The organism is Streptosporangium sp. G11 (assembly GCF_051192615.1).
In the GTDB taxonomy this organism is placed as follows: domain Bacteria; phylum Actinomycetota; class Actinomycetes; order Streptosporangiales; family Streptosporangiaceae; genus Streptosporangium.
Map to the genome: position 1 here is coordinate 83,079 of NZ_JBPJUQ010000034.1, position 20,026 is coordinate 103,104.

General features: G+C 71.8%; 16 protein-coding genes. 10 read left to right on the forward strand and 6 right to left on the reverse strand.

What is annotated here, in order from left to right:
• Nucleotides 1-6: 6 nt before the first annotated feature.
• Both ACSDR0_RS27955 and ACSDR0_RS27960 read right to left on the reverse strand, forming a co-directional pair.
• Entirely contained in the window at nucleotides 7-873 is an 867-nt protein-coding gene (locus ACSDR0_RS27955) for a universal stress protein (protein ID WP_435291863.1), read from the reverse strand.
• Nucleotides 874-1,236: 363 nt separating this feature from the next.
• Nucleotides 1,237-1,863, reverse strand: coding sequence for a hypothetical protein (locus ACSDR0_RS27960; RefSeq protein ID WP_435291864.1), 627 nt, complete (start codon nucleotides 1,861-1,863; stop codon nucleotides 1,237-1,239).
• A 420-nt stretch (nucleotides 1,864-2,283) separates the two neighbouring features.
• Here ACSDR0_RS27960 and ACSDR0_RS27965 point away from each other — a divergent pair, with 420 nt between their 5' ends.
• A complete protein-coding gene (locus ACSDR0_RS27965; RefSeq protein WP_435291865.1) occupies nucleotides 2,284-4,500 on the forward strand; it encodes a thiamine pyrophosphate-dependent enzyme in 2,217 nt (738 codons plus the stop codon).
• Nucleotides 4,501-4,637: 137 nt separating this feature from the next.
• A complete protein-coding gene (locus ACSDR0_RS27970) occupies nucleotides 4,638-5,084 on the forward strand; it encodes a hypothetical protein (protein ID WP_435291866.1) in 447 nt (148 codons plus the stop codon).
• Between the two features lie 77 nt (nucleotides 5,085-5,161).
• Here the strand turns inward: ACSDR0_RS27970 and ACSDR0_RS27975 are convergent, their stop codons facing one another.
• Genes ACSDR0_RS27975 through ACSDR0_RS27985 form a run of 3 tightly spaced genes read right to left on the reverse strand, consistent with a single transcriptional unit; the run spans nucleotide 5,162 to nucleotide 7,728 of the window.
• Entirely contained in the window at nucleotides 5,162-6,307 is a 1,146-nt protein-coding gene (locus ACSDR0_RS27975) for a magnesium and cobalt transport protein CorA (RefSeq protein ID WP_435291867.1), read from the reverse strand.
• Between the two features lie 10 nt (nucleotides 6,308-6,317).
• On the reverse strand, nucleotides 6,318-6,794 hold the full coding sequence (locus ACSDR0_RS27980; RefSeq protein WP_435291868.1) for a nuclear transport factor 2 family protein: 477 nt from the start codon (nucleotides 6,792-6,794) through the stop codon (nucleotides 6,318-6,320).
• A 16-nt stretch (nucleotides 6,795-6,810) separates the two neighbouring features.
• A complete protein-coding gene (locus ACSDR0_RS27985) occupies nucleotides 6,811-7,728 on the reverse strand; it encodes an amidohydrolase family protein (protein ID WP_435291881.1) in 918 nt (305 codons plus the stop codon).
• Between the two features lie 83 nt (nucleotides 7,729-7,811).
• On the opposite strand from ACSDR0_RS27985, the gene ACSDR0_RS27990 reads away from it, so the two are divergent.
• From ACSDR0_RS27990 to ACSDR0_RS28025, 8 genes are all read left to right on the forward strand, one after another.
• On the forward strand, nucleotides 7,812-8,525 hold the full coding sequence (locus ACSDR0_RS27990; protein WP_435291869.1) for a M50 family metallopeptidase: 714 nt from the start codon (nucleotides 7,812-7,814) through the stop codon (nucleotides 8,523-8,525).
• 293 nt (nucleotides 8,526-8,818) lie between these two features.
• Nucleotides 8,819-9,532 carry a sensor histidine kinase gene (locus ACSDR0_RS27995; protein WP_435291870.1) on the forward strand — a complete coding sequence of 238 codons (714 nt, stop codon included), beginning with the start codon at nucleotides 8,819-8,821 and terminating at the stop codon, nucleotides 9,530-9,532.
• Between the two features lie 148 nt (nucleotides 9,533-9,680).
• Nucleotides 9,681-12,326: a class III lanthionine synthetase LanKC gene (lanKC, locus tag ACSDR0_RS28000; RefSeq protein ID WP_435291871.1), complete on the forward strand. Its 2,646-nt coding sequence runs from the start codon at nucleotides 9,681-9,683 to the stop codon at nucleotides 12,324-12,326.
• Between the two features lie 4 nt (nucleotides 12,327-12,330).
• Entirely contained in the window at nucleotides 12,331-12,462 is a 132-nt protein-coding gene (locus ACSDR0_RS28005; protein ID WP_435291872.1) for a SapB/AmfS family lanthipeptide, read from the forward strand.
• 52 nt (nucleotides 12,463-12,514) lie between these two features.
• The gene (locus ACSDR0_RS28010) at nucleotides 12,515-12,652 is read left to right on the forward strand and encodes a SapB/AmfS family lanthipeptide (protein ID WP_435291873.1); all 138 of its coding nucleotides are present in this window, start codon (nucleotides 12,515-12,517) and stop codon (nucleotides 12,650-12,652) included.
• A gap of 190 nt (nucleotides 12,653-12,842) precedes the next feature.
• Nucleotides 12,843-14,777, forward strand: coding sequence for an ABC transporter ATP-binding protein (locus ACSDR0_RS28015; RefSeq protein ID WP_435291874.1), 1,935 nt, complete (start codon nucleotides 12,843-12,845; stop codon nucleotides 14,775-14,777).
• Entirely contained in the window at nucleotides 14,774-16,495 is a 1,722-nt protein-coding gene (locus tag ACSDR0_RS28020) for an ATP-binding cassette domain-containing protein (RefSeq protein ID WP_435291875.1), read from the forward strand. Before ACSDR0_RS28015 ends, ACSDR0_RS28020 begins: the two co-directional genes overlap by 4 nt.
• Before the next feature lie 79 nt (nucleotides 16,496-16,574).
• Complete coding sequence (locus tag ACSDR0_RS28025; RefSeq protein ID WP_435291876.1) at nucleotides 16,575-18,569, forward strand: prolyl oligopeptidase family serine peptidase; 1,995 nt, start codon at nucleotides 16,575-16,577, stop codon at nucleotides 18,567-18,569.
• 64 nt (nucleotides 18,570-18,633) lie between these two features.
• Here the strand turns inward: ACSDR0_RS28025 and ACSDR0_RS28030 are convergent, their stop codons facing one another.
• Nucleotides 18,634-19,782 (reverse strand): hypothetical protein, encoded by a 1,149-nt coding sequence (locus ACSDR0_RS28030; RefSeq protein ID WP_435291877.1) that lies wholly within the window; start codon nucleotides 19,780-19,782, stop codon nucleotides 18,634-18,636.
• Between the last annotated feature and the right edge of the window lie 244 nt (nucleotides 19,783-20,026).

The following is a 20,026-nucleotide window of genomic DNA, read 5'->3' on the forward strand; positions in this document are numbered from 1 at the left end:
GGATCGCTAACTTCTGGCGAAGAGTTCCCCGCGCGCGGACGGGCTCCACGCCTGCGAGGGGGTCACCATGACCGTGCACGGCGCCTCGCGCAGCATCACCTGGCAGACCGGGCCGATGGCCGGGTCCACCGGGTCGCGGTACTCCCGGTCGGCGAGCACCAGCAGGTCCGAGCGGTCGGCCGCGTGGCGGAGCACCTCGACGTGAGGCCGCGTCTCGATCATGGTCTCCACCTCGACCGGCGGATACTTCTCCTCCCACACCGCGACGTTGGTGTTGAAACGGATGGACGCCAACCTGATGTCGCCGGTGTCCTCGGAACAGAGGCAGATGATCAGCAACGCCGCCCTGCGCAGCCTCGCCTCCTCGAAGGCGACGCCCAGCTCCAGCGAGTCGAGGGTGGCGTCCTCCACCGCGATCGCCACGCGGCCGATACGCGGGTGGCCGGGCCGCCTGACGACGGCCACCGGGCAGTGGGCGTGCGCGGCGACCTCGACGGTCGAGCCGAGCCGCAGCTCGTCGGGACCGCCGATGCCCCGCGGACCGATCGCGATCAGCTCCGCGGTGTTCGACAGGCCCACCAGGGCGGCGGCCGGAGTCCCCTCCACCAGCTGCCCGCGCACCGATACCTTGGGCGCCAGCTCCTGCGCCATCGTCAGCCCGCTCTCAAGGACGCGCCTGCCCATCCGGCGTACGACCTCGGTGGTCTCGGGGGCGAGGGAGAGCCGGGGATAGGGCCACTGCCAGGCGTGGCAGACGAGCAGCGGAAGGAATCTCAGGCGGGCGTCCTCCACGGCCCATCGCAGGGCCAGCCGGCTCTCCGCCGAGCCGTCGTATCCGACGACCACCGGTCGTCCGTCGTCCTGTACCCGCATTGCGGCTCCTCTCCCGCGTCACTCCTTTCCATCCTTCTCCGATCCGCCCGTTAAAAAGGGCGCGCTTTCACAAGACTCATCTTGTTTTGCGGCTCGTATCGGCAAAGATGCCTTCTCCCGCCCGGGGGCGGCGGGAGGGCGCTCAGGAATCGGCCGGAGCCGGGAGGGGGTCCGCGCGGGCCGCACGGGCCCGCCGGAGTGGTACGGCGGCCGGTTACCGGAACGGTCGGCGACACGATCACCGGCACCGTTACCGGATCACCGGCACTGTTACCGGGTGACCGGCACCTTTACCGGATCACCGGCGCTGTTGCCGGGTTGACGGCACGTCATCGGCGCGAAGTGATCATGCGCATCGGCCGGTCACAGGCACGGACTGGCCACGGTCACGACACCGACCGGCGAGCAGACCGCTCCCGCCCAGGCGGCGACGGCCGACGCGACCACGAGCGGCGTACCCGGCGCGGCGAAGACCACCGGCCCCGGCGCGACCTGGACCGGAGGGACGACCGCGGGCGGGACGGCCGCGGGCGGCACGACGTCGACCGGCGGGGTGGTACCGGGCGGGATGGCGCCGGGCGGGGTGGTGCCCGGCGGGATGGCGCCGGGCGGAGTCGTGCCGGGCGGGGTGGTACCCGGCGGAATGGCGCCAGGCGGGGTGGTACCAGGCGGGGTGGCGCCGGGCGGAGTCGTGCCCGGCGGGGTGCTGCCGGGCGGGGTGCTGCCGGGCGGGGTGGTACCAGGCGGGGTGGCGCCGGGCGGCAGCGGGTTGTCGGGCGGCGGCGGGGTTCCGGGCACCGCGGCCTCGGTGGTCGGGGGGGTCCACTGCGCCGGAGGGGGCGGAGGCGGCGTCGCGACCGAGGGTGACAGTGCGGACACCGGCGCGGTGACGGACGGCGCCGCATCCGGGAACGGCACGGCGGCGTGCGCCGCGGCCGGCAGCATGGCGACCGCCCCCACCGCCCCGGTGAGAATCAGTTTTCCAAGCATGTGCGTCTCCACTGATGTGATGGACGTGAACTCCGAAGATGCTGGCAGCCGCCGTACCCGCCGATGGCAAAGACACTCTCCACGGGAAGTCCGCAGGAGGAACGGCTTGTGGCAACAGGAATGCGGGATACTCGCGGACCGGAACATGGGCCCCTGAAACGAATGCGCTCAGCCCGTTCGGGGCTTCCGCCTCTTCGGCTGGTTCGCCCCGGCTTGGGAGTTCCGGCTTGGGAGTTCCCGCCGGGAGTTCCCGCGGGAGTTCCGGCTGGGAGTGTCGGCTCATTGATCTGACGGGCTGGTAAAAACGGATCCGACAAGCCGTCACGAATACCTGTTAAACACGATCGGTCCGCCATCCGGTGCGCATCAAAGATGTCAAGGTTGAGGACGGCATCCGTCGATGGGGGACATAATCGGGCTGTGGCGCGCGACACTGTTGAGACCCATTTCACCGAGGCCGTGACCGCCCTTTCCCCGGGGGCGCCGCGCGATCCCGGCCTGCCCGTGCGGGAGGGCACCACCCTGACGGGGGCGCGCTGCCGCGAGCTGTTCGAGTTCCAGCTCGGCAGCAGGCTGCTCGACGTCACCGCCCGCTGGCTGCGCGAGCAGGGCCAGGGCTTCTACACGATCGGCTCGGCCGGACACGAGGGCAACGCCGCGGTCGCCGCCGCGTTGCGCGTCACCGACCCGGCCCTCCTGCACTACCGGTCCGGCGCCTTCTATCTGACCCGGTCGGCGATGGCGGGGCGGCTGCCCGAGGAGGGGCTGCGCGACGTGCTGCTCGGCCTGACCGCCTCGGTCGAGGAGCCGATCGCGGGCGGGCGGCACAAGGTCTTCGGCCACCCCGGCCTGGCGGTGATCCCGCAGACCTCCACGATCTCCAGCCACCTGCCCCGCGCGGTGGGTGTGGCCTTCGCCATCGAGCGCGCCCGCCAGCTCGGCCTGCCGGGGCCGTGGCCCGCCGACGCGATCGCGACGTGCAGCTTCGGCGACGCCTCAACGAACCACGCCAGCGCCCTGTCGGGCATCAACACGGCCGCCTACGGCTCCTACCAGAAGCTGCCGGTGCCGATCCTGTTCGTCTGCGAGGACAACGGCCTGGGCATCAGCGTGCGCACCCCCGACGGCTGGGTCAAGGCCGCCCGCCACCCGCTGATGAGATATTTCGAGGCCGACGGCTGTGACCTGGCCGACGTCCACGACATGGCGCTGGCCGCCGCCGACCATGTCCGCACGCACCGCGCCCCCGCCCTGCTGCGTATCGGCACCGTCCGGCTGATGGGCCACGCGGGCTCGGACGTGGAGCTGTCCTACCGGACCAAGCGGGAGATCGACGCCGACCTGGCGCGCGACCCGCTCGTGGCGACCGCCAGGCTGCTCGTCGAGGCCGGCCTGACCACCCCCGACGAGCTGCTGCTGCGGTACGAGACGACGCGCGAGCACCTGTTCAAGATGGCGATGGAGAGCTCGCGGCGGCCCCGGCTGGTCTCCGCCCTCGACATCATGGAGCCGCTGGCCCCGCGCACCCCCGTGGCTGTCGCCGCAGCCAGCACCGGGGTCTCGGCCCCGGACGCCAGGGCGAGGGCCTTCGCCGGCAGGCTCCCCGAGCAGGAGGGCCCGCTGACCTTCTCCCAGTCCGTCAACCGCACGCTGGCCGACTCCCTGGCCGCCCACCCCGACGTGCTGGTCTTCGGCGAGGACGTGGCGCGCAAGGGCGGCGTCTACGGCGTCACGCGCGGCCTGCAGAAGCGCTTCGGCCCCGGCCGGGTGTTCGACACCCATCTCGACGAACAGGCCGTGCTCGGCCTGGCGCTCGGTTCCGGGGTCTCCGGCCTGCTGCCGGTGCCCGAGATCCAGTATCTGGCGTACCTGCACAACGCCCTGGACCAGATCCGGGGCGAGGCGGCGACGCTCCAGTTCTTCTCCCAGGGGGCGTTTCGCAACCCGATGGTGGTGCGCGTCGCCTCCTACGCCTACCAGAAGGGCTTCGGCGGCCACTTCCACAACGACAACTCCGTCGCCGCGCTGCGCGACATCCCGGGCCTGGTCGTGGCCTCCCCCGCCCGGCCCGACGACGCCGCCTCGATGCTGCGCACCTGCCTGGCCGCTGCCCGCGTCGACGGCAGCGTCTGCGTCTTCCTTGAGCCCATCGCCCTGTACAACACCCGCGACATGTTCGAGGAGGGCGACAACGGCTGGCTCGCCCCGTACGCCCCCCCGGCCCGGTGGGCGGAGACGCACATCCCGATCGGGCGGGCCCGCAGTTACGGCGACGGCCGCGACCTGACCATCGTGACCTTCGGCAACGGCCTGCGGATGAGCCTGCGCGCCGCGGTGAGGCTCACCGCCGAGGGGCACGGCTGCCGGGTCCTGGACCTGCGCTGGCTCTCCCCCCTCCCGGTCGAGGATCTGATGCGGGCCGCCGAGCTGACCGGCAAGGTGCTGATCGCCGACGAGACCCGCCGCACCGGGGGCGTCTCGGAGAGCATCGTCGCCGAGCTGCTCGACGCGGGCTTCACCGGCAGGGTCGCGCGGGTGACCTCCTCCGACAGCTTCATCCCGCTGGGCGAGGCGGCCAGGCACGTGCTGCTGTCGGAGGACGAGATCGAGGCGGCCGCCCGCAAGCTGCTCGGCTGACCCGTCACCCCGTCCGGAATCCCGGAATCAGTCCCACCGCGACATCGGAACGTGTTCAATTGATCGCACGTCGTCACGGGCCGTGGCCCCGGCCCGCCGACGGTCCGACCCTCCGTTTCCCCCGAGCAGGAGGTAACATGCCCGACGTGGCGACCAGGAGCACCGGTCAGCGCGTGGTGGAGCTGGAGGCCTGGGCCTTCAGGACAGGCGCGGACCTGGCGGACATCAAGGAGACCCTGTACGACCTCCCCAAGATCATCCGCGAGGAGGTCATGACCTACACCGCGCCGATGTTCGAAGAGATCATGAACAGGATGGCCACCAAGGAGGATCTCCTCGCGCTCTCCACCAAGGTCGACGGCCTGGAAACCAAGGTGGACGGCCTCGATGCCAAGGTCGACGGCCTGGAGACCAAGGTGGACAACCTCGACGCCAAGGTCGACGGCCTTGAGGTGAAGATGGACACCCGGATGGAGTCCTTCGAAGACCGGATGAAGTCCATGGAAGGCCGGATGGAGTCCTTCGAAGGCCGTATGGACTCCATGGAGGGCAAGCTGGATCTGATTCTGGCCAAGCTCGGCTGAGTCCCGTCGGCGGGCCCCGGGGCCGGTGGTCCGGGGCTCACGGCCGGGGTACGGCCGGGGTTCGGGGGTGACGCGGTTCAGAGCCAGTCGCGGCGTTTGAACACCAGATAGAGGGTGAGGCAGACGCCCGCCATGAGCAGGACCGCGAAGGGATAGCCCCACTTCCAGTGAATCTCGGGCATCACGTCGAAGTTCATGCCGTAGATGGTGCCGACGAGCGTGGGGGCGAACAGGATCGCGGCCCAGGCGGAGATCCGCTTGACCTCCTCGTTCTGGGCGTTGCTCGCCTCGGTGAGGTTGGTCATGTGCTCGTTCTGAGCCTGGGCGACCATGGTGGAGTTGACCACGAGGATGTCGTGGAGCATCTGGCGGAAGCCGCCGACCCGCTCGGCGACGGTGATCGCATGGTCGGCCACATCCCGCAGGTATCTCTGCAGCTCCTGGTCCAGCCCGTATTTGGTGGCCCCCGCGATGAAACCCTCGATCATGCCCAGGAGCGGCTGGGTGGCCCGCTGGAACTCGATCACCTCGCGCGACAGCTCGTAGATGCGGCGGGAGACCCCGGGCTCGTTGCCGAAGACCTGGACCTCGATCTCGTCGATGTCGTTCTGCAGGCCGGCGACCACGGGGGCGTAGCCGTCCACGACCGCGTCGAGGATGGCGTAGAGCACCGCCTGCGGTCCCTGGCCGAGCAACTCGGGGTCGTGCTGCATGCGGCGGCGGACCTGGGACAGGTCGGGCGCCTCGCTGTGCCGTACGGTGATCACGAAGTTCTGGCCGACGAAGACGTGCAGCTCGCCGAAGTCGACCTCCTCGACGTCGTCGAGATAGCGGGCCGGGCGGAGCACCACGAACAGGGTGTCGCCGTAGCGGTCGGCCTTGGGCCGCTGGTGGGCGACGATGGCGTCCTCGACCGCCAGCTCGTGCAGGTCGAACTCCTCGGCGACGTTGAGGATGACGCCGTCCTCGGGCCGGTAGAAGCCGATCCAGGCCATGCTGTCCGGGGTGTTCTTCAGGCGTTCGAAGGCCTCGGGCAGCGACGCGGGGGTGGCGGCGCGGCGGCCGTTGACGTAGATCGCGTTGTCGATGACGCGCGAGCGGGGCGGGAGCGGCCGCCCGTCGCCCGCGGACCGGGGGTCCATCGACCGCTCGGGAGACTCCTGACCGGTGCCGGGACGCCCGCGCATCAGGCTCCGCAGGCCCCGCATTCGCCGGTCGGTCACGCGTCTCTCCTCATCGGGCGCTCATGAACTCCTGCAGGGACCGCATCGCGGTGGTGCGGATCTTCGCTCTGAGCATCGGGGTCCAGCCGAGGAAGATCCCGACAGGCCGCCCCATGGCCATCTTGGACCAGCGCCTGAGGTCGAAGTCGTCGTGGTGACGGATGATCAGGCCGTCCTCGAAGCGGAAGAGGGCGTCGACCTCGTTGACGACCTTCCTGCCCGTCTTGCCGAAGGTGTAACGGCCGGTCCAGTGGGCCGTGCCCTCGTGCGGGCGGGCGGTGATGTCACGGACGGCCACGTCGAGGTCGGTGCTGCGGCCCAGCAGCATCCGCCACATGCCCATGACCCTGTCGCGTCCTTCGAGGTCCTGGAAGACGGGGTCGCCGAAGCTGACGTCGGGGTGGTAGCAGAGCTCCATCGCGTCGGCGTCGCGCCGTGCGAAGGCTTCGTAGAACGTCTTGATGAGCTCGGCGTTCCGATCGTTCACGAGTTTCTCCCGGTCATCAATGTCCTGCCGACCGAGTGTAGTGCGCGGAAAGACCGAGAAAATTGTCCGCGTTGTTCCAGCACACCGCGCGAAGCCAGTCGTCGCCGAGCCCGAGCCGCTCGAGCGCGTGGAGCTGGTGGGCGTACGGGTGGGGGATGTTCGGGAAGTCGCTGCCGAGCAGGACCTTTCCGGCAAGACCGAGGTCGCGCAGGCGCGGCAGGAGACGTCCCGGAAACGGCATGCCGCGCTCGGCGAAGTCGGTGAAGGTCATCGTGGTGTCGAGCCACACGTTCGGGAAGGTCTCGGCCAGTTCGAAGAACTCGTCGTACTCCGGCATGCCGAGGTGCGCGACGATCATCGGCAGGGCCGGGTGGCGCTCCAGCACCCCGCCGATCGGCACCGGCCCCGTGCAGCGGCCGGGCAGCGGGATCGAGCTGGCGTGCACGACGACGGGCACGCCCCGCTCGGCCAGCAGCCCCCACACGTCGTCGATCTCCTTGAGCCGGGGGTCGAAGTCGCCGACCTGGAGGTGGACCTTGAAGATCCGCGCCCCTCGGCCGAGCGCGTCCCGGACGTAGCCGAGGACTCCAGGCTCGGGGTAGAAGGTGGCCGAGGGAAGACACCCGGGGGTACGGCCGGCGAAGTCGAGCGTCCAGTCGTTGAGGCTCTCGGCCATGGCCGGCCGGTGCGCGTAGGCCAGGGCGGAGAAGACCTTCACCCCGAGCGCCCGCAGCCTGGCGACCCGTTCCGCGGGAGGCAGCCGGTAGTTGATCGGCCACCCTTTCCCCATCAAGGGGCCACCGTGCTCGAAATGGTGCCAGACTCGGCGTTCCATCCGCTCTGGCAGGAAGTGGACGTGCACGTCCGCCAGACCGGGCAGGCCCAGCCCTCGCCACCAGGCGGGGACATCGGCGTCCATGAGTTCCGGAATCATGTTCGGCACGGTTCCGACTTTATCGCCAGCACACCGGCAGACGTGGGACGCTTTGCTCTCACGCCGCGAAGGAGAAACGAGCGTTGTCCGACCTCTGGGTGACCCTGACCACGACCCGTTCCGGGCCGCCCCTGTGGGTCGTGCTGCTGTCCGCCCTGGTCGCGCTGGGCGTGGTCTCGTGGTCCACTTCCTGGCAGCTGTCGCGAGGGCTGATCACCATCGCCCACGAGGGCGGGCACGCGCTGGTGGCGCTGCTCACCCGGCGCAAGCTGGAGGGCATCCGGCTGCACTCCGACACCTCGGGCGTGACCCTGACGAGGGGCAAGCCCCGGGGGTTCGGCATGATCCTGACCGCCGCCGCCGGATACGTCGCCCCGTCCCTGCTGGGACTGGGCGGGGCGTGGCTGACCGCCTCCGGCTACGTGGCGGTGCTGATCACGATGGTGATCGGGCTGCTGTTCTGCATGCTGCTGCTGATCCGCAACCTGTTCGGCGTGGTGAGCCTGCTGGCCACCGGGGGCGCGATCTTCGCCTTCACCTGGTACGCGGCGCCCGACATGGACGCGGTCCTGGCCTACCTGGCCGTGTGGTTCCTGCTGCTGGGCGGCATACGGCCGATCGTGGAGCTCCAGCGCAAGCGGCGCCGCCACCAGGCGCCCGACTCCGACGCCGACCAGCTCGCCAGGCTGACCTTCCTGCCGGGCGGGTTCTGGGTGTTCCTTTTCCTGGTGGTGGCGGGCGCGTGCCTGGTGGCCGGGGCCTACCTGCTGCTGCCTTCGGCGCTCGGGCTCATCTGAGAAAACCCCGGGGCCATCGCACCGAGCCCTGTCGCCGGGCCCCGGCCACGTCGGCGACGCCACCGTCATTTCCGGTCCCGCGACCGCCGCCGTCGGCGGCGGGAGGCGCCGCGACGAGATGCCGCGATTCGCGGACGGGGTATTAGGCAGGCTATATCACCATATTCCATGCTGATTTTACGACACCCTTACCCCTTCCACATCACACCGCGGAGCCGCACTTCTTGATTGACATTTATCGATTTTTTTGCGTTTATTAGCGGGAATATTATTTCTCCTGCGAGAGGCGCTCCATGCCCCACCCCGCTTACCTCGTCGTAACGGCAGGGGCGGGCATCCTGCTGACCTCGCTGGGCGCGACACTCGTCCTCGTCCTGCGGATCAGGCGGCTCCACGCCGAGCGGGAGAAGGCGCTCACCAGGGCGTACGAGGGGTTCGCCCGCGACATGCACGACATCGTGGGGCACTGGCTCTGGCTGGCGGCCATCAAGGGGGAGCTGGCCCACCGCAGGGCGAAAGGCGACGCGCGCCTGCGCGAGGATCTGGAAGAGGCGCTGCAGGCGGTGCGGCAGGCCGCGCACGCCGTGCGGAACGTGTCGCAGGCCTGCCGCCGGCTGTCGTTCTCCGGCGAGGCCGCGCGAGCCAGAACCCTGCTGGAGGGCTTCGGGGCCTACTGCTCGCTCCGGGTGGACGTGGACGACCTCCCCGAGCTCGTGAGCGCCACGCTGGGCACCGTGCTCCGCGAGGGTGTGACCAACATGCTGCGGCACAGCCGGGTGAAGCGGTGCGCGATCGAGCTGGTCGAGCACGACGGCCGGCTGCGCCTGACCGTGGTCAACGACGGGGCTCCCCGGCAGGAGACGCCCTCCACCGGCAAGGCGGCCGGCAACGGCGTGAACAATCTGGTCCACCGCGTGGGCGAGCTGGGCGGCACGGTGCGGGTGGCCGGCGGCACGGACGGGTGGTTCACCCTGATAGCCGAGGTTCCTGCTAATTTTTCCGAATAATCTTCACGTCCAACACGAAAGCGCAGGCAGCGCACACCTTCACGGTCGGCGCTGTGAGTTTCGCATATACGAGTGGTTGAGTTTGTAACTAGTGGTTTCTCGGGTTATCCGTAATTCTCTCTTCTGGAAGACAGCAGGGGAGAATGCCGTGGATGACCAGTATGAGCTTTATTGCCTGGCGGACCCGCTTTTTTATGACACCCTTGACGGCCGCCGAGGCGATCACCCCGATTTCGCACTCGCTGCCCGGGATGTCCCGGACGGCTGGCAACACCAGGCGACCGACACCTGGATGCACTACGCGCCGCTCGCCGGCCGCACCCCCGCCCAGGGTTGGAAGATCCACGTCTCCGCCCGCGCCGAGGACGCCGACCGCGCCATAGAGGCGGTCTGGGACTACTGCGTCCCCCGCGACATCGCGTTCAAGTTCCTGCGCAGCCTGCCGGTCATGACGATGCTGAACTCCAAGGCAGCCCCCCGCGGCGCCAGCGGGAAGCTCGTGACGATCTACCCGGTGGACGAGGCGCAGCTGGAGCTCACGCTCAAGGAGCTCGACGAGCTGCTCAGGGGCGTCGAGGGGCCGTACATCCTCAGCGACCTGCGCTACGGCCAGGGCCCGCTCTTCGTGCGGTACGGCGGCTTCGCCGGGCGGCGCTGCCTGGCCGGCAACGGCGAGCTGGTGCTGGCCATCGAGGACGGCGAGGGCCGGCTGGTCCCCGACGTGCGGGAACCCGCCTTCGGCGCGCCGCCCTGGGTGACGCTGCCCGCCTTCCTCGAACCCCACGTGGCCGCCCGCAACGCGATCACCACCGAGGGACTGCCGTACCGGGTCGAGAGCGTCATGCAGTTCTCCAACGGCGGCGGCGTCTACCTCGGAGAGGACCTGCGCACCGGGGAGCGGGTCGTGCTGAAGGAGGCCCGCCCGCACGCCGGCCTGGACGCCGCCGGCCGGGACGCGGTGGCGCGGCTGGCACACGAGCGCGACATGCTGGAGCGCCTGTCCGGGCTGGACGCGGTGCCCGCGCTGATCGACTACTTCACGCTCGGCGGGCACCACTTCCTGGTCGAGGAGTTCGTCGACGGCAACCCGCTCCAGCGGCAGCTCGTGCACAAATACCCGCTGACCAGGGCGACCTGCGACGACGAGGCCATCGCCGAGTACACCGCCTGGGTGCTCGACACGCTCCCCAAGGTGCGCCGGGCGGTGGAGTCCCTGCACGAGCGCGGGGTGGTCTTCGGCGACCTGCACCCGAACAACATCCTCGTGACGGCGGACGGCCGCCTGGCCCTGATCGACTACGAGGTGGCGACCCTCACCGAGGACCGCGGCCGCGCGGCGCTCGCCCACCCGGCGTTCGGCGCGCCGGCCGACCGGCAGGGCGTCGACGTCGACCTTTACGCCCTCGCCTGCCTCTGCCTCGGGCTGTTCGCCCCCCAGCTCACGATCATGCTGCCGCTCGACCGCGCCAAGGTGACCGACCTGGCCAGGCTCATCGGCGAGACCTTCCCCGTGCCGCGCGAGGTGCTCGACGAGGCGGTCCTGACCGTCACGGGCCCCGGCCCCGCGGCGGCCACACCGTACCCGAGGCCGGGACTCGACAGCTGGCCCCGGCTCAGGGAGGCGATGACCCGGGCCATCCTGGCGAGCGCCACCCCCGAGCGCGAAGACCGGCTCTTCCCCGGCGACGTCGCCCAGTTCCAGCCCGGCGGGGGCGTCAACCTCGCGTACGGCGCGGCGGGCGTCCTCTACGCGCTGGCCGAGACCGGGGCCGAACGCCATCCCGAGTACGAGGACTGGCTGCGCGCGAAGGCGCTGGCCCCTGACCCGGGGACGGGGATCGGGTTCTACGACGGCCTGCACGGCGTGGCCTACGTCCTCGACCTCCTCGGGCACCGCCAGGACGCGATCGACACCGCCGACCTGTGCCTGCGCCAGAAGTGGGAGTCGCTGGAGCTCGGGCTGTTCAGCGGCCTGGCCGGCATGGGCCTGAACCTTCTCCACCTGGGCGAGACCACCCGCGAGGGGGTGTTCACCGAGGTGGCCCTGCAGATCACCGGCATCTGCTCCGACAGGCTGGGCGGGCCCGAGGACGTACCTGAGGTCAGCGGCGGCAGCCACCCCCGGGCCGGGCTGATGTACGGCTCCTCCGGGCCCGCTCTTCTCTTCCTGCACGCCTACGAGCGCACCGGCGACGCGTCGCTGCTCGACAGGGCGGCCGTGGCGCTCCGGCAGGACCTGCGGCGCTGCGTCACCGGCGAGGACGGAACCCTCCAGGTCGACCAGGGCTGGCGCACGCTGCCCTACCTGGACGAGGGGTCGGTGGGCATCGCCCTGGTCCTCGCCCGCTACCTGGCCCACCGCGAGGACGAGGACTTCCGCACCGCGCTCGACGGCTGCCGGCGCGTCACCCGGGGACGCTACTTCGTGCAGTCCGGCCTGTTCACCGGCCGGAGCGGCATGATCGGCGCCCTGGGCTGGGGGCTGGCACCCGGGCGCGCGCCCCGCGCCGACCACACAGACCTGGCCGAGCAGCTGCGCGGGCTGGACTGGCACGCGCTGCCCCACGGCGGCGGGCTGGCCTTCCCCGGCAACCAGCTGCTCAGGCTCTCCATGGACTTCGCGACCGGTACGGCCGGAGTCCTGTTCGCGATGAGCGCCGCGCTGGACGACCGGCCGGTGTTCCTCCCCTTCATCGAGCCGCCCGGCGGCACGAACGCCCCGTCAGGGGTGTCCGCGCACGGATCCGCTGGGCGGTTTGGCCCCCACGGCACATCGAAATCGAAGGAGGTGTAACGACATGGTTCTTCTCGACCTGCAGTCCCTTGAGGCCCCCACCGGCGGCCACGGCGGCGGCGGTGGCAGCACCCTCACGGTCCTGGGCTGCAATTCCGGCAGGCCCAGCAACCTGAGCGTCGTCCTCTGCCACTAGGCACCCGCGTTCCCGATATCGGTTCGGTTCCCACCAGAAGTGAGGCAATCCCATGGTCCTTCTCGACCTGCAGTCCCTGGAGACCCCCAACGGCGGCGGCCACGGCGGCGGCGGCGGCGGTAGCACGCTGACGGTCCTGGGCTGCCAGTCCGGCAAGCCCAGCAACCTGAGCCTCCTGCTCTGCCACTAGTGAGACCCGTGCCCGGGACGGCCAACGACGGCGGCCGTCCCGGGCACTCCCGTCCCCGGGAGAGTCCGGGAAACCTCGGGAGCCCCCGGGAGACCCCGAGAGATCAAGGAAGTCCGTGAAATCGAGGAAGCCGGGGAACGGGGAAGTGCCGGAAGTTCGAGAAGCGCGGGAAGTTCGGGAAGGGGCCGACGTGCGGGCAGCGGACCGGCTGGTGGCCGACACCGTACGGCGTAGCGGACCCTGGCTGGCCGTCCTCGCGGTCACCTCTGTCCTGGGCGCGTTCGCACAGCTCGCGCTCCCGCTCGTACTGGGCAGGACGGTCGACGAGCTCGTGGCCAGCACGGCCGGCGGCACCGGCGCGATGACCTGGCTCGGCGCCTGCACCGCCGCCGTGGTCCTGACCGTGCTCTGCGACACCCTCGGCGTCTGGGCCTCGGGATCGAGCGGCGCGCGGTCCTCGGCCTGGCTCAGGAACCGGGTGGTACGGAACGTGCTCGGCGTCGGGCCGGTGATCACCCGCCGGTTCCCCGAGGGAGACCTGGTCACCCGGATGGGCCTGAACACCGAGGAGATCGGGCGCGCCCCCGAGTCGATCGTCACCGGGGCCGCGCTGGTCATCCCCACCGCGGGCGGCGTCGTGGCCCTCACCTTCATCGACCCCCTGCTGACCGTGACGCTGGTCGCGGGGCTGGTCCTCATCGCACTCGTCCTGCGGGCCTTCCTCACCGTGAGCACCTCGATAGCGGGCGACTACCAGGCGGCGCAGAGCGACATCGCCGCCCGCCTGGTGGACGCCCTCGCCGGGGCCCGTACGATCGCCGCGGCCGGCACCGCCGACCAGGAGCGGGCGCGAGTGCTTACCGCCCTGCCCCGGCTGCGCGGGCACGCCATGGACATGTGGCGGGCCAACGCGCGGGCCGGCGTGCAGGCGGGAGCGGTGGTCCCGCTGCTGGAGGTGGCCGTGCTCGGGGTGGGCGGGCTGCGTCTGGCCGCCGGGGACCTCACCGCCGGAGAGCTGTACGCCGCCGCCCGCTACGTCGTGCTCGGCGCCGGTCTCGGCTCGGCGCTGGGTTATGTCAGCCGCCTGGCCAGGGCGCGGGCCGCCGCGGCCAGGGTGGAGGAGCTGGTCTCCGAGAGCCCGCGAGCCTACGGTACGCGCCCGCTGCCCGCCGGTCCCGGCACGCTCGAGTTTCGCGGCGTCGACGCGGACGGCCTGCGCGACGTCGATCTCGTCATCCCCGGCGGGCAGGCGGTGGCCGTGGTCGGCCGCTCGGGCGCGGGCAAGTCCCTGCTCGCCGCGGTCGCCGGACGGCTGGTGGATCCGCGCCACGGCACGGTCCTCCTCGACGGCGTCCCGCTGCCCGACCTCTCCCGCGAGGCGTTGCGCCATGCCGTCGGGTACGCCTTCGAACGCCCGGCGCTGCTCGGCGACACCGTCGGCGCCGCCGTCGCCCTGGGCCTCGACGCTCCCGCCGTCGCCTCCGGCACCGGCCGCCACGGCGCCTCCGGCCGCGGCCGTCGCGGCACCCGTACCGGTCCTCGTGCCGGCACGGGGTCCGGCACCGGGTCCGGCACCGGGTCCGGTCACCACGACGGCGACGGCCGGGTGGGTGGGTGGAGTGAGTTCGTGCGGGCGGCGGCGCGGGCGGCCCGCGCCGACACCTTCGTCAGGCGGCTTCCCCTGGGGTACGACACCCCGCTGGAGGAGGCGCCCATGTCCGGCGGGGAGCGGCAGCGGCTCGGCCTGGCCCGCGCCTTCGCGCAGGGATGGCGGTTGCTCATCCTGGACGACGCCACCTCCAGCCTGGACACCGTCACCGAACGCCAGGTCGCCCGCGCGCTCTCCAGGGAACTGGGTGACCGTACGCGCCTGATCGTGACCCACAGGGTGGCGACCGCGGCGGCGGCCGACCGGGTCGTCTGGCTGGACGACGGCCGGGTGCGCGCGTGCGGCGGTCACCGCGCGCTCTGGGCCGACCCCGCCTACCGCGCCGTCTTCCAAGCGGACACGTCTTTCCAGGCGGGTCCGTCTCTCCGGACCGACGTGTCCTCTCGGGCGGGCACGTCTTCTCGGGCAGGCACGTCTTCACAGACGGGCACGTCTTTCCAAGCGGGCACGTCGTGAACCCCCCGGACGGGCACGCCGTCAACAGACCCCTCAGGCGGGCGCTCAGGAGGGACCCGTACCAGCTGTTCAGGCTCGCGGGCTGGTCCATCGCGGAGACGGCGCCCTCGCTGGTCATCGGCCTGGCCATCGCGCGGGCGATCGACGACGGCTTCGGCGCGGGACGTCCCGCGACCGGGTTCGCCTGGCTGGCCCTGCTCGGCGGCGCGTGGCTGCTGGCCGCGGTCGGCGCGCGGCAGGTGGTGATGGCCGTCGCCTCGGTCGTGGAGCCGTTCCGCGAGGAGTTGCTCGCGCACGTCGTCGACGACGCGCTGCGCCACTCGGTCATGTCCGGGCGAGGGCCGGGGGCGGGGGCGGTGGCCCGCTCCAACCTCCAGGTCGAGCTGGCCCGCGACGCCTTCGCCTCGGTCATCACGGTGGTCAGGTCGTTCGCGTTCACCGTGGTGAGCGTCGTCCTCGGGCTGGCGACGCTCGTGCCCGAGGTGCTCGCGCTGGTGCTGCCCCCCTTCGTCGCGGGCCTTGTCATCTTCCTGCTGTCGCTGCGCGCTCTGGCCAGGCGGCAGCGGGACTTCATCCTGGCCGACGAGCACACCGCCGGGTCGCTGGCCGCCATGGTGGGCGGGCTGCGCGACATCACCGCCTGCCGGGCCGAGGAGCGGGTGGCGGACGACGTCGGCCTGCGGGTGGCGGAGCAGGCCCGCGCGGCCCGGTCGCTGGCGCGGGTGACCGCGCTGCGTACGCTGTCGCTGGCGGTGGGCGGCTGGCTGCCGGTCCTGCTGGTACTGGCCGGGACCCCCTGGCTGATAGGTGAGGGCGCGGGTGCCGGGGTGATCCTGGGCGCCCTGGCCTACGTCACGCAGTCGCTGACGCCCGCGCTCGGCAACCTCGTGGAGGGGCTGGGCATCAACGGGGTCCGGCTGCGGGTCGCGCTGGGCCGGCTCCTGCGCGACGGCGACCCGCCCGTGCGGGCGCGCGGTCGGCTCACCGCGCGGGACGGGAACGGGGGTGCCGAGCTGCGCGGCGTGACGTTCGCGTACGGCCCGCACGCCGAACCGGTGATCAACGACCTGGACCTGGTGGTCCCCGAGGGGGACCACATCGCCGTCGTGGGCCCCAGCGGCATCGGCAAGTCCACGCTCGCCGCGCTGCTGACCGGTGTGCTCCCGCCCGGGTCGGGCCAGGTCCTGGTGTGCGGGGTGCCCGCCGACCGGCTCGACCCCGCCGACCGGGTACTGATCCCGCAGGAGGCGTACGTCTTCCGCGGCTCCCTGCTGGAGAACCTGACCTACCTGGCCGAGGCCTCGCGGGAGGCGGTGGACGACGCCGTGGCCGCGGTCGGCCTGACGGACCTGGTGACGCGGCTGGGCGACTACTCCGCCGAGGTCCACTCGGGGCTGCTGTCGCCCGCCGAACGGCAGCTGGTCGCCCTGGCCCGCGCCTACCTCGCCCCGGCCCGGCTGGTGATCCTCGACGAGGCGACGTGCCACCTGGACCCGGCGGCCGAGGCCCGCGCCGAGGAGGCGTTCGCCCGCCGGGGCGGCACGCTCCTCGTCATCGCCCACCGGCTGACCTCCGCCCTGCGGGCCCGGCGGATCCTCGTCATGGACGGCACCAGCGTCCGGCTGGGCACGCACGAGGAGATGCTCGCCGCCTCCCCGTTGTACGCGGACCTGGCCGGACAGTGGAACCCGTCGAGCGCACAGGAACTGGTGCCTTGATCTCCTCGCCGTTTTCGCCGTCCTCGCCGTGTCTCCCGCCCGGGGCCGAAGCCCGGGGTCCTCACACCGGAGGAATCCGATGATCTACCCTCCCGCCGAGCGGCGACCGGTCGTCGACCACCTTCACGGCCACGCGGTGCCCGACCCGTACCGGTGGCTGGAGGATCCGGACAGCCCCGAGACGCGGGACTGGACGGCCGCCCAGAAGAAGCTCTGGCGCGAACACGTCGGTACGCTGCCCGGCCGCCACCGGTGGCACTCGCGGGTGGCCGCGCTGACCGGGGCCGGGACGGTCGGCACGCCGATGTGGCGCGGCGGGAGCAGGTTCTTCCTGCGCCGCACGGCCCCGCAGGAGCACGCGGTCCTCTACCGCACCGGTCCCGACGGGGTGGAGGAGGCGCTGATCGATCCGATGGAGCTCGACCCGAGCGGGCTGACCACGCTCGACCGCTGGCAGCCCGACCTGGACGGCAGGCTGGTGGCGTACCAGCTGTCCAGGAGCGGGGACGAGCGGTCGGAACTGCGGGTCATGGACGTCGCCACCCGCCGGGTGGTCGACGGCCCGATCGACCGCTGCAGGTACGCGCCCGTGGCGTGGCTGCCCGACGGGAAGGCGTTCTTCTACGTCCGCTCCCGCCAGGTCCGCCTGCACCGGCTCGGCACCCCCGCCGAGGACGACGCCGTGATCATGGGTGAGGAGCGCTCGTACGGTCTGGGGATCAGCTACAACGGGCGCTGGCTGACGGTCTCGGCGATGGCGGACGGCGGCAACGACCTCTGGCTGGCCGACCTGTCGTCCTCCTCCCCCGAGCGCCCCGACCTGCGGGTGATCCAGCGAGGGGTGGGCGCGGTGACGGCGCCCGCCGTCGGCCGCGACGGGCGCCTGTACCTGCTCACCACCCTGGACGCGCCCCGGGGACGGCTGTGCGTGGCCGACCCGGCGCGGCCGGGCCCCGAGCACTGGGTCGACCTGGTCGAGGAGGATCCGGAGGCGGTGATCGGCGAGTTCGCGATCGCCGGGCAGGTGCTCCTCGTCGGCTGGACCCGGCACGCGGTCAGCGAGATCAGCGTCCACGACCTGGCGACCGGCGGGCGGCGCGGGCTGGTACCGCTGCCCGGACTCGGCTCCGCCGGGGGGATGACCACCCGTCCCGAGGGCGGCCACGAGGTCTGGTTCACCTACACCGACAGCGTCACGCCCCTGGGAGTGCACCACTACGACACGCGCACCGGACGGACGTCGCTGTGGAGCGCCGCGCCCGGCGCCGTGGAGGTGCCCGAGCTGGAAGCCCGCCAGGTGGTCTGCGTCTCCGCGGACGGCACCCCGGTGCGGATGGTCGTGCTGGCCCGCCCCGGCTCGGGCCCCAGGCCCACGATCCTGTACGGCTACGGCGGGTTCGGGCTCTCGCTCACGCCGTCGTACTCCAGCTACATCCTGCCCTGGGTCGAGGCGGGCGGGGTCTTCGCCCTCGCCCAGCTGCGCGGCGGCGGCGAGGAGGGCGCGGCCTGGCACCGCGACGGCATGCTGGAGCGCAAGCAGAACGTCTTCGACGACTTCACGGCGGCGGCCGGGAAACTCGTCTCGGACGGCTGGACCACCCCCGCGCAGCTGGGCGCGTGCGGCGAGTCGAACGGCGGGCTGCTGGTGGGCGCCGCGCTGACGCAGCACCCCGAGCTGTTCGCCGCCGCCGTCTGCTCGGCGCCGTTGCTCGACATGGTCAGGTACGAGCGCTCGGGACTGGGCCCCGCGTGGCGTTCCGAGTACGGTTCGGCCGACGACCCCGAGCAGCTGGGCTGGCTGCTGGGCTACTCCCCCTACCACCGGGTCACCGACGGCGTCGACTACCCGGCCACGCTGCTGACCACGTTCGGCGGCGACTCCCGCGTCGACCCCATGCACGCGCGCAAGATGTGCGCGGCGCTGCAGGCGGCGACGTCGGGCTCGCGGCCGATCCTGCTGCGCCACGAGGGCGACGTCGGCCACGGCTCCCGCTCGACGGGCCGCGCCGTCGGCCTGGCGGCCGACATGCTCGCCTTCCTGGCCGCCCATACCGGCCTGAAGGCCGGTACGTGAAGGTCAGGCCGGGAGGCGTCCGGTCCGGTCGACATGGGGACGAGGCCACCGGACCGGCCGGCTGTCACCGGAGTTCATAGACCAGTGACGTTTCCCTGGGACCGTCCCGGTCCCGGACATGGACCCACAGGCGGGTGGTGCCGGGTGCCGGGGCGAGGTCCAGAATGCGGGCGGACGGCCCGCTTCGCGGAAGAACGGACCTGGTCCACGTGCCGTCGCGCAGGTTGAGCAGGTAGGGCCTCCCCTCGGCGGGGTTCGCGGCGATCCACACACCGCCCACGGGGTCGGCGCGCACGGCGGTCAGCGCCGTCCGGTGGCCCACGTTCACTTTCACCTGGTTCCACGCCGTGCCGTTCCAGTGAAGGACGACCGGGCGAGCACCGTCCGCCCAGCCGGGGCCGACCGCCCACACGTCGTTCCTCGCCCTCGCCGCCAGGCCGCTCAGCCGGGCGAGGAAGGGACGACCGTGGCAGGCGGGCCGGACCAGAGCCGGCGTGCACGGTAGCGGGACCGCCTTCCAGCGCCTGCCGTCCCAGTGCAGTGTCCTGGGCAGGCTCCCGTGATCCACCACCCACACGTCGTCGGGACCGGCCACCGCCACCGAGGTCAGGTCCGTCGCCTCCGGGAGCGTTCGCCATCGCAGGGCCGTACCGTCCCGGTGGACCACGGCCGGGGGAGGGCCCTCGGGGTCGCCTCCCTGTACGAGCCAGGCGTCGTTCCGGCCGGCGACGGCGAAGGTGCTGGTCCAGCCCAGATGGCGAGGGCGGTGATGCGTCCAGCGGCCGTCGGCGAACTGCCAGAGGTGCTCGGTCGAGTCATCCCCTTCACCCGGCACGTGGTTGATCGCCAGCACCACGTCACCGGACGCCGAGGCGCCGACGTCGAGGTACCCGGCCTTTCCCAGTTGTACCGGCAGGCTGTCGACCGGACTCCAGGAGGTCGCGTTCCAGTGCAGCAACCGCGTGGCGGACCGCCTCCTGTCGGTCACGAACAGCCATGCCCGGTCTCCCCCTGCCGGAACGACTCGTTGCGTGACGTCGCCGGCGGCGGCCTCGGTCGCGTACCTCAGATGCCAGTGAGAGTCCTGCCCGCCGATCCGCCGTACGTCGGCCGGACCGGCGGGCGCCGGGACCAGGGGTGCCCCGTCTCCCACCAGCAGGGCTGTGACCAGCAAGGACAGGAACGCCAGCCGCCACCCGGATCCGTCGCTCATGCCTCACATCCTCGTGCGACAGCCGTCTCCGTGCGGCCTCACCCGGAAAGATCGCGGAGTGTCACCGGAGTACCCGCCGGCCAGGCGGTGCTCCGGCCATGAACGTCCACCCGGTCGGGGCACCCGGGATCGACCGAGCGGTTCAGTCCCGGGCCCGGCCGCCGGCGGAGCAATGCTTGAGACCTGTGGATCGGCCGGGAAGGGGTGTACCTTCCCGATGATCATGTGATCTCAAGCATGACCG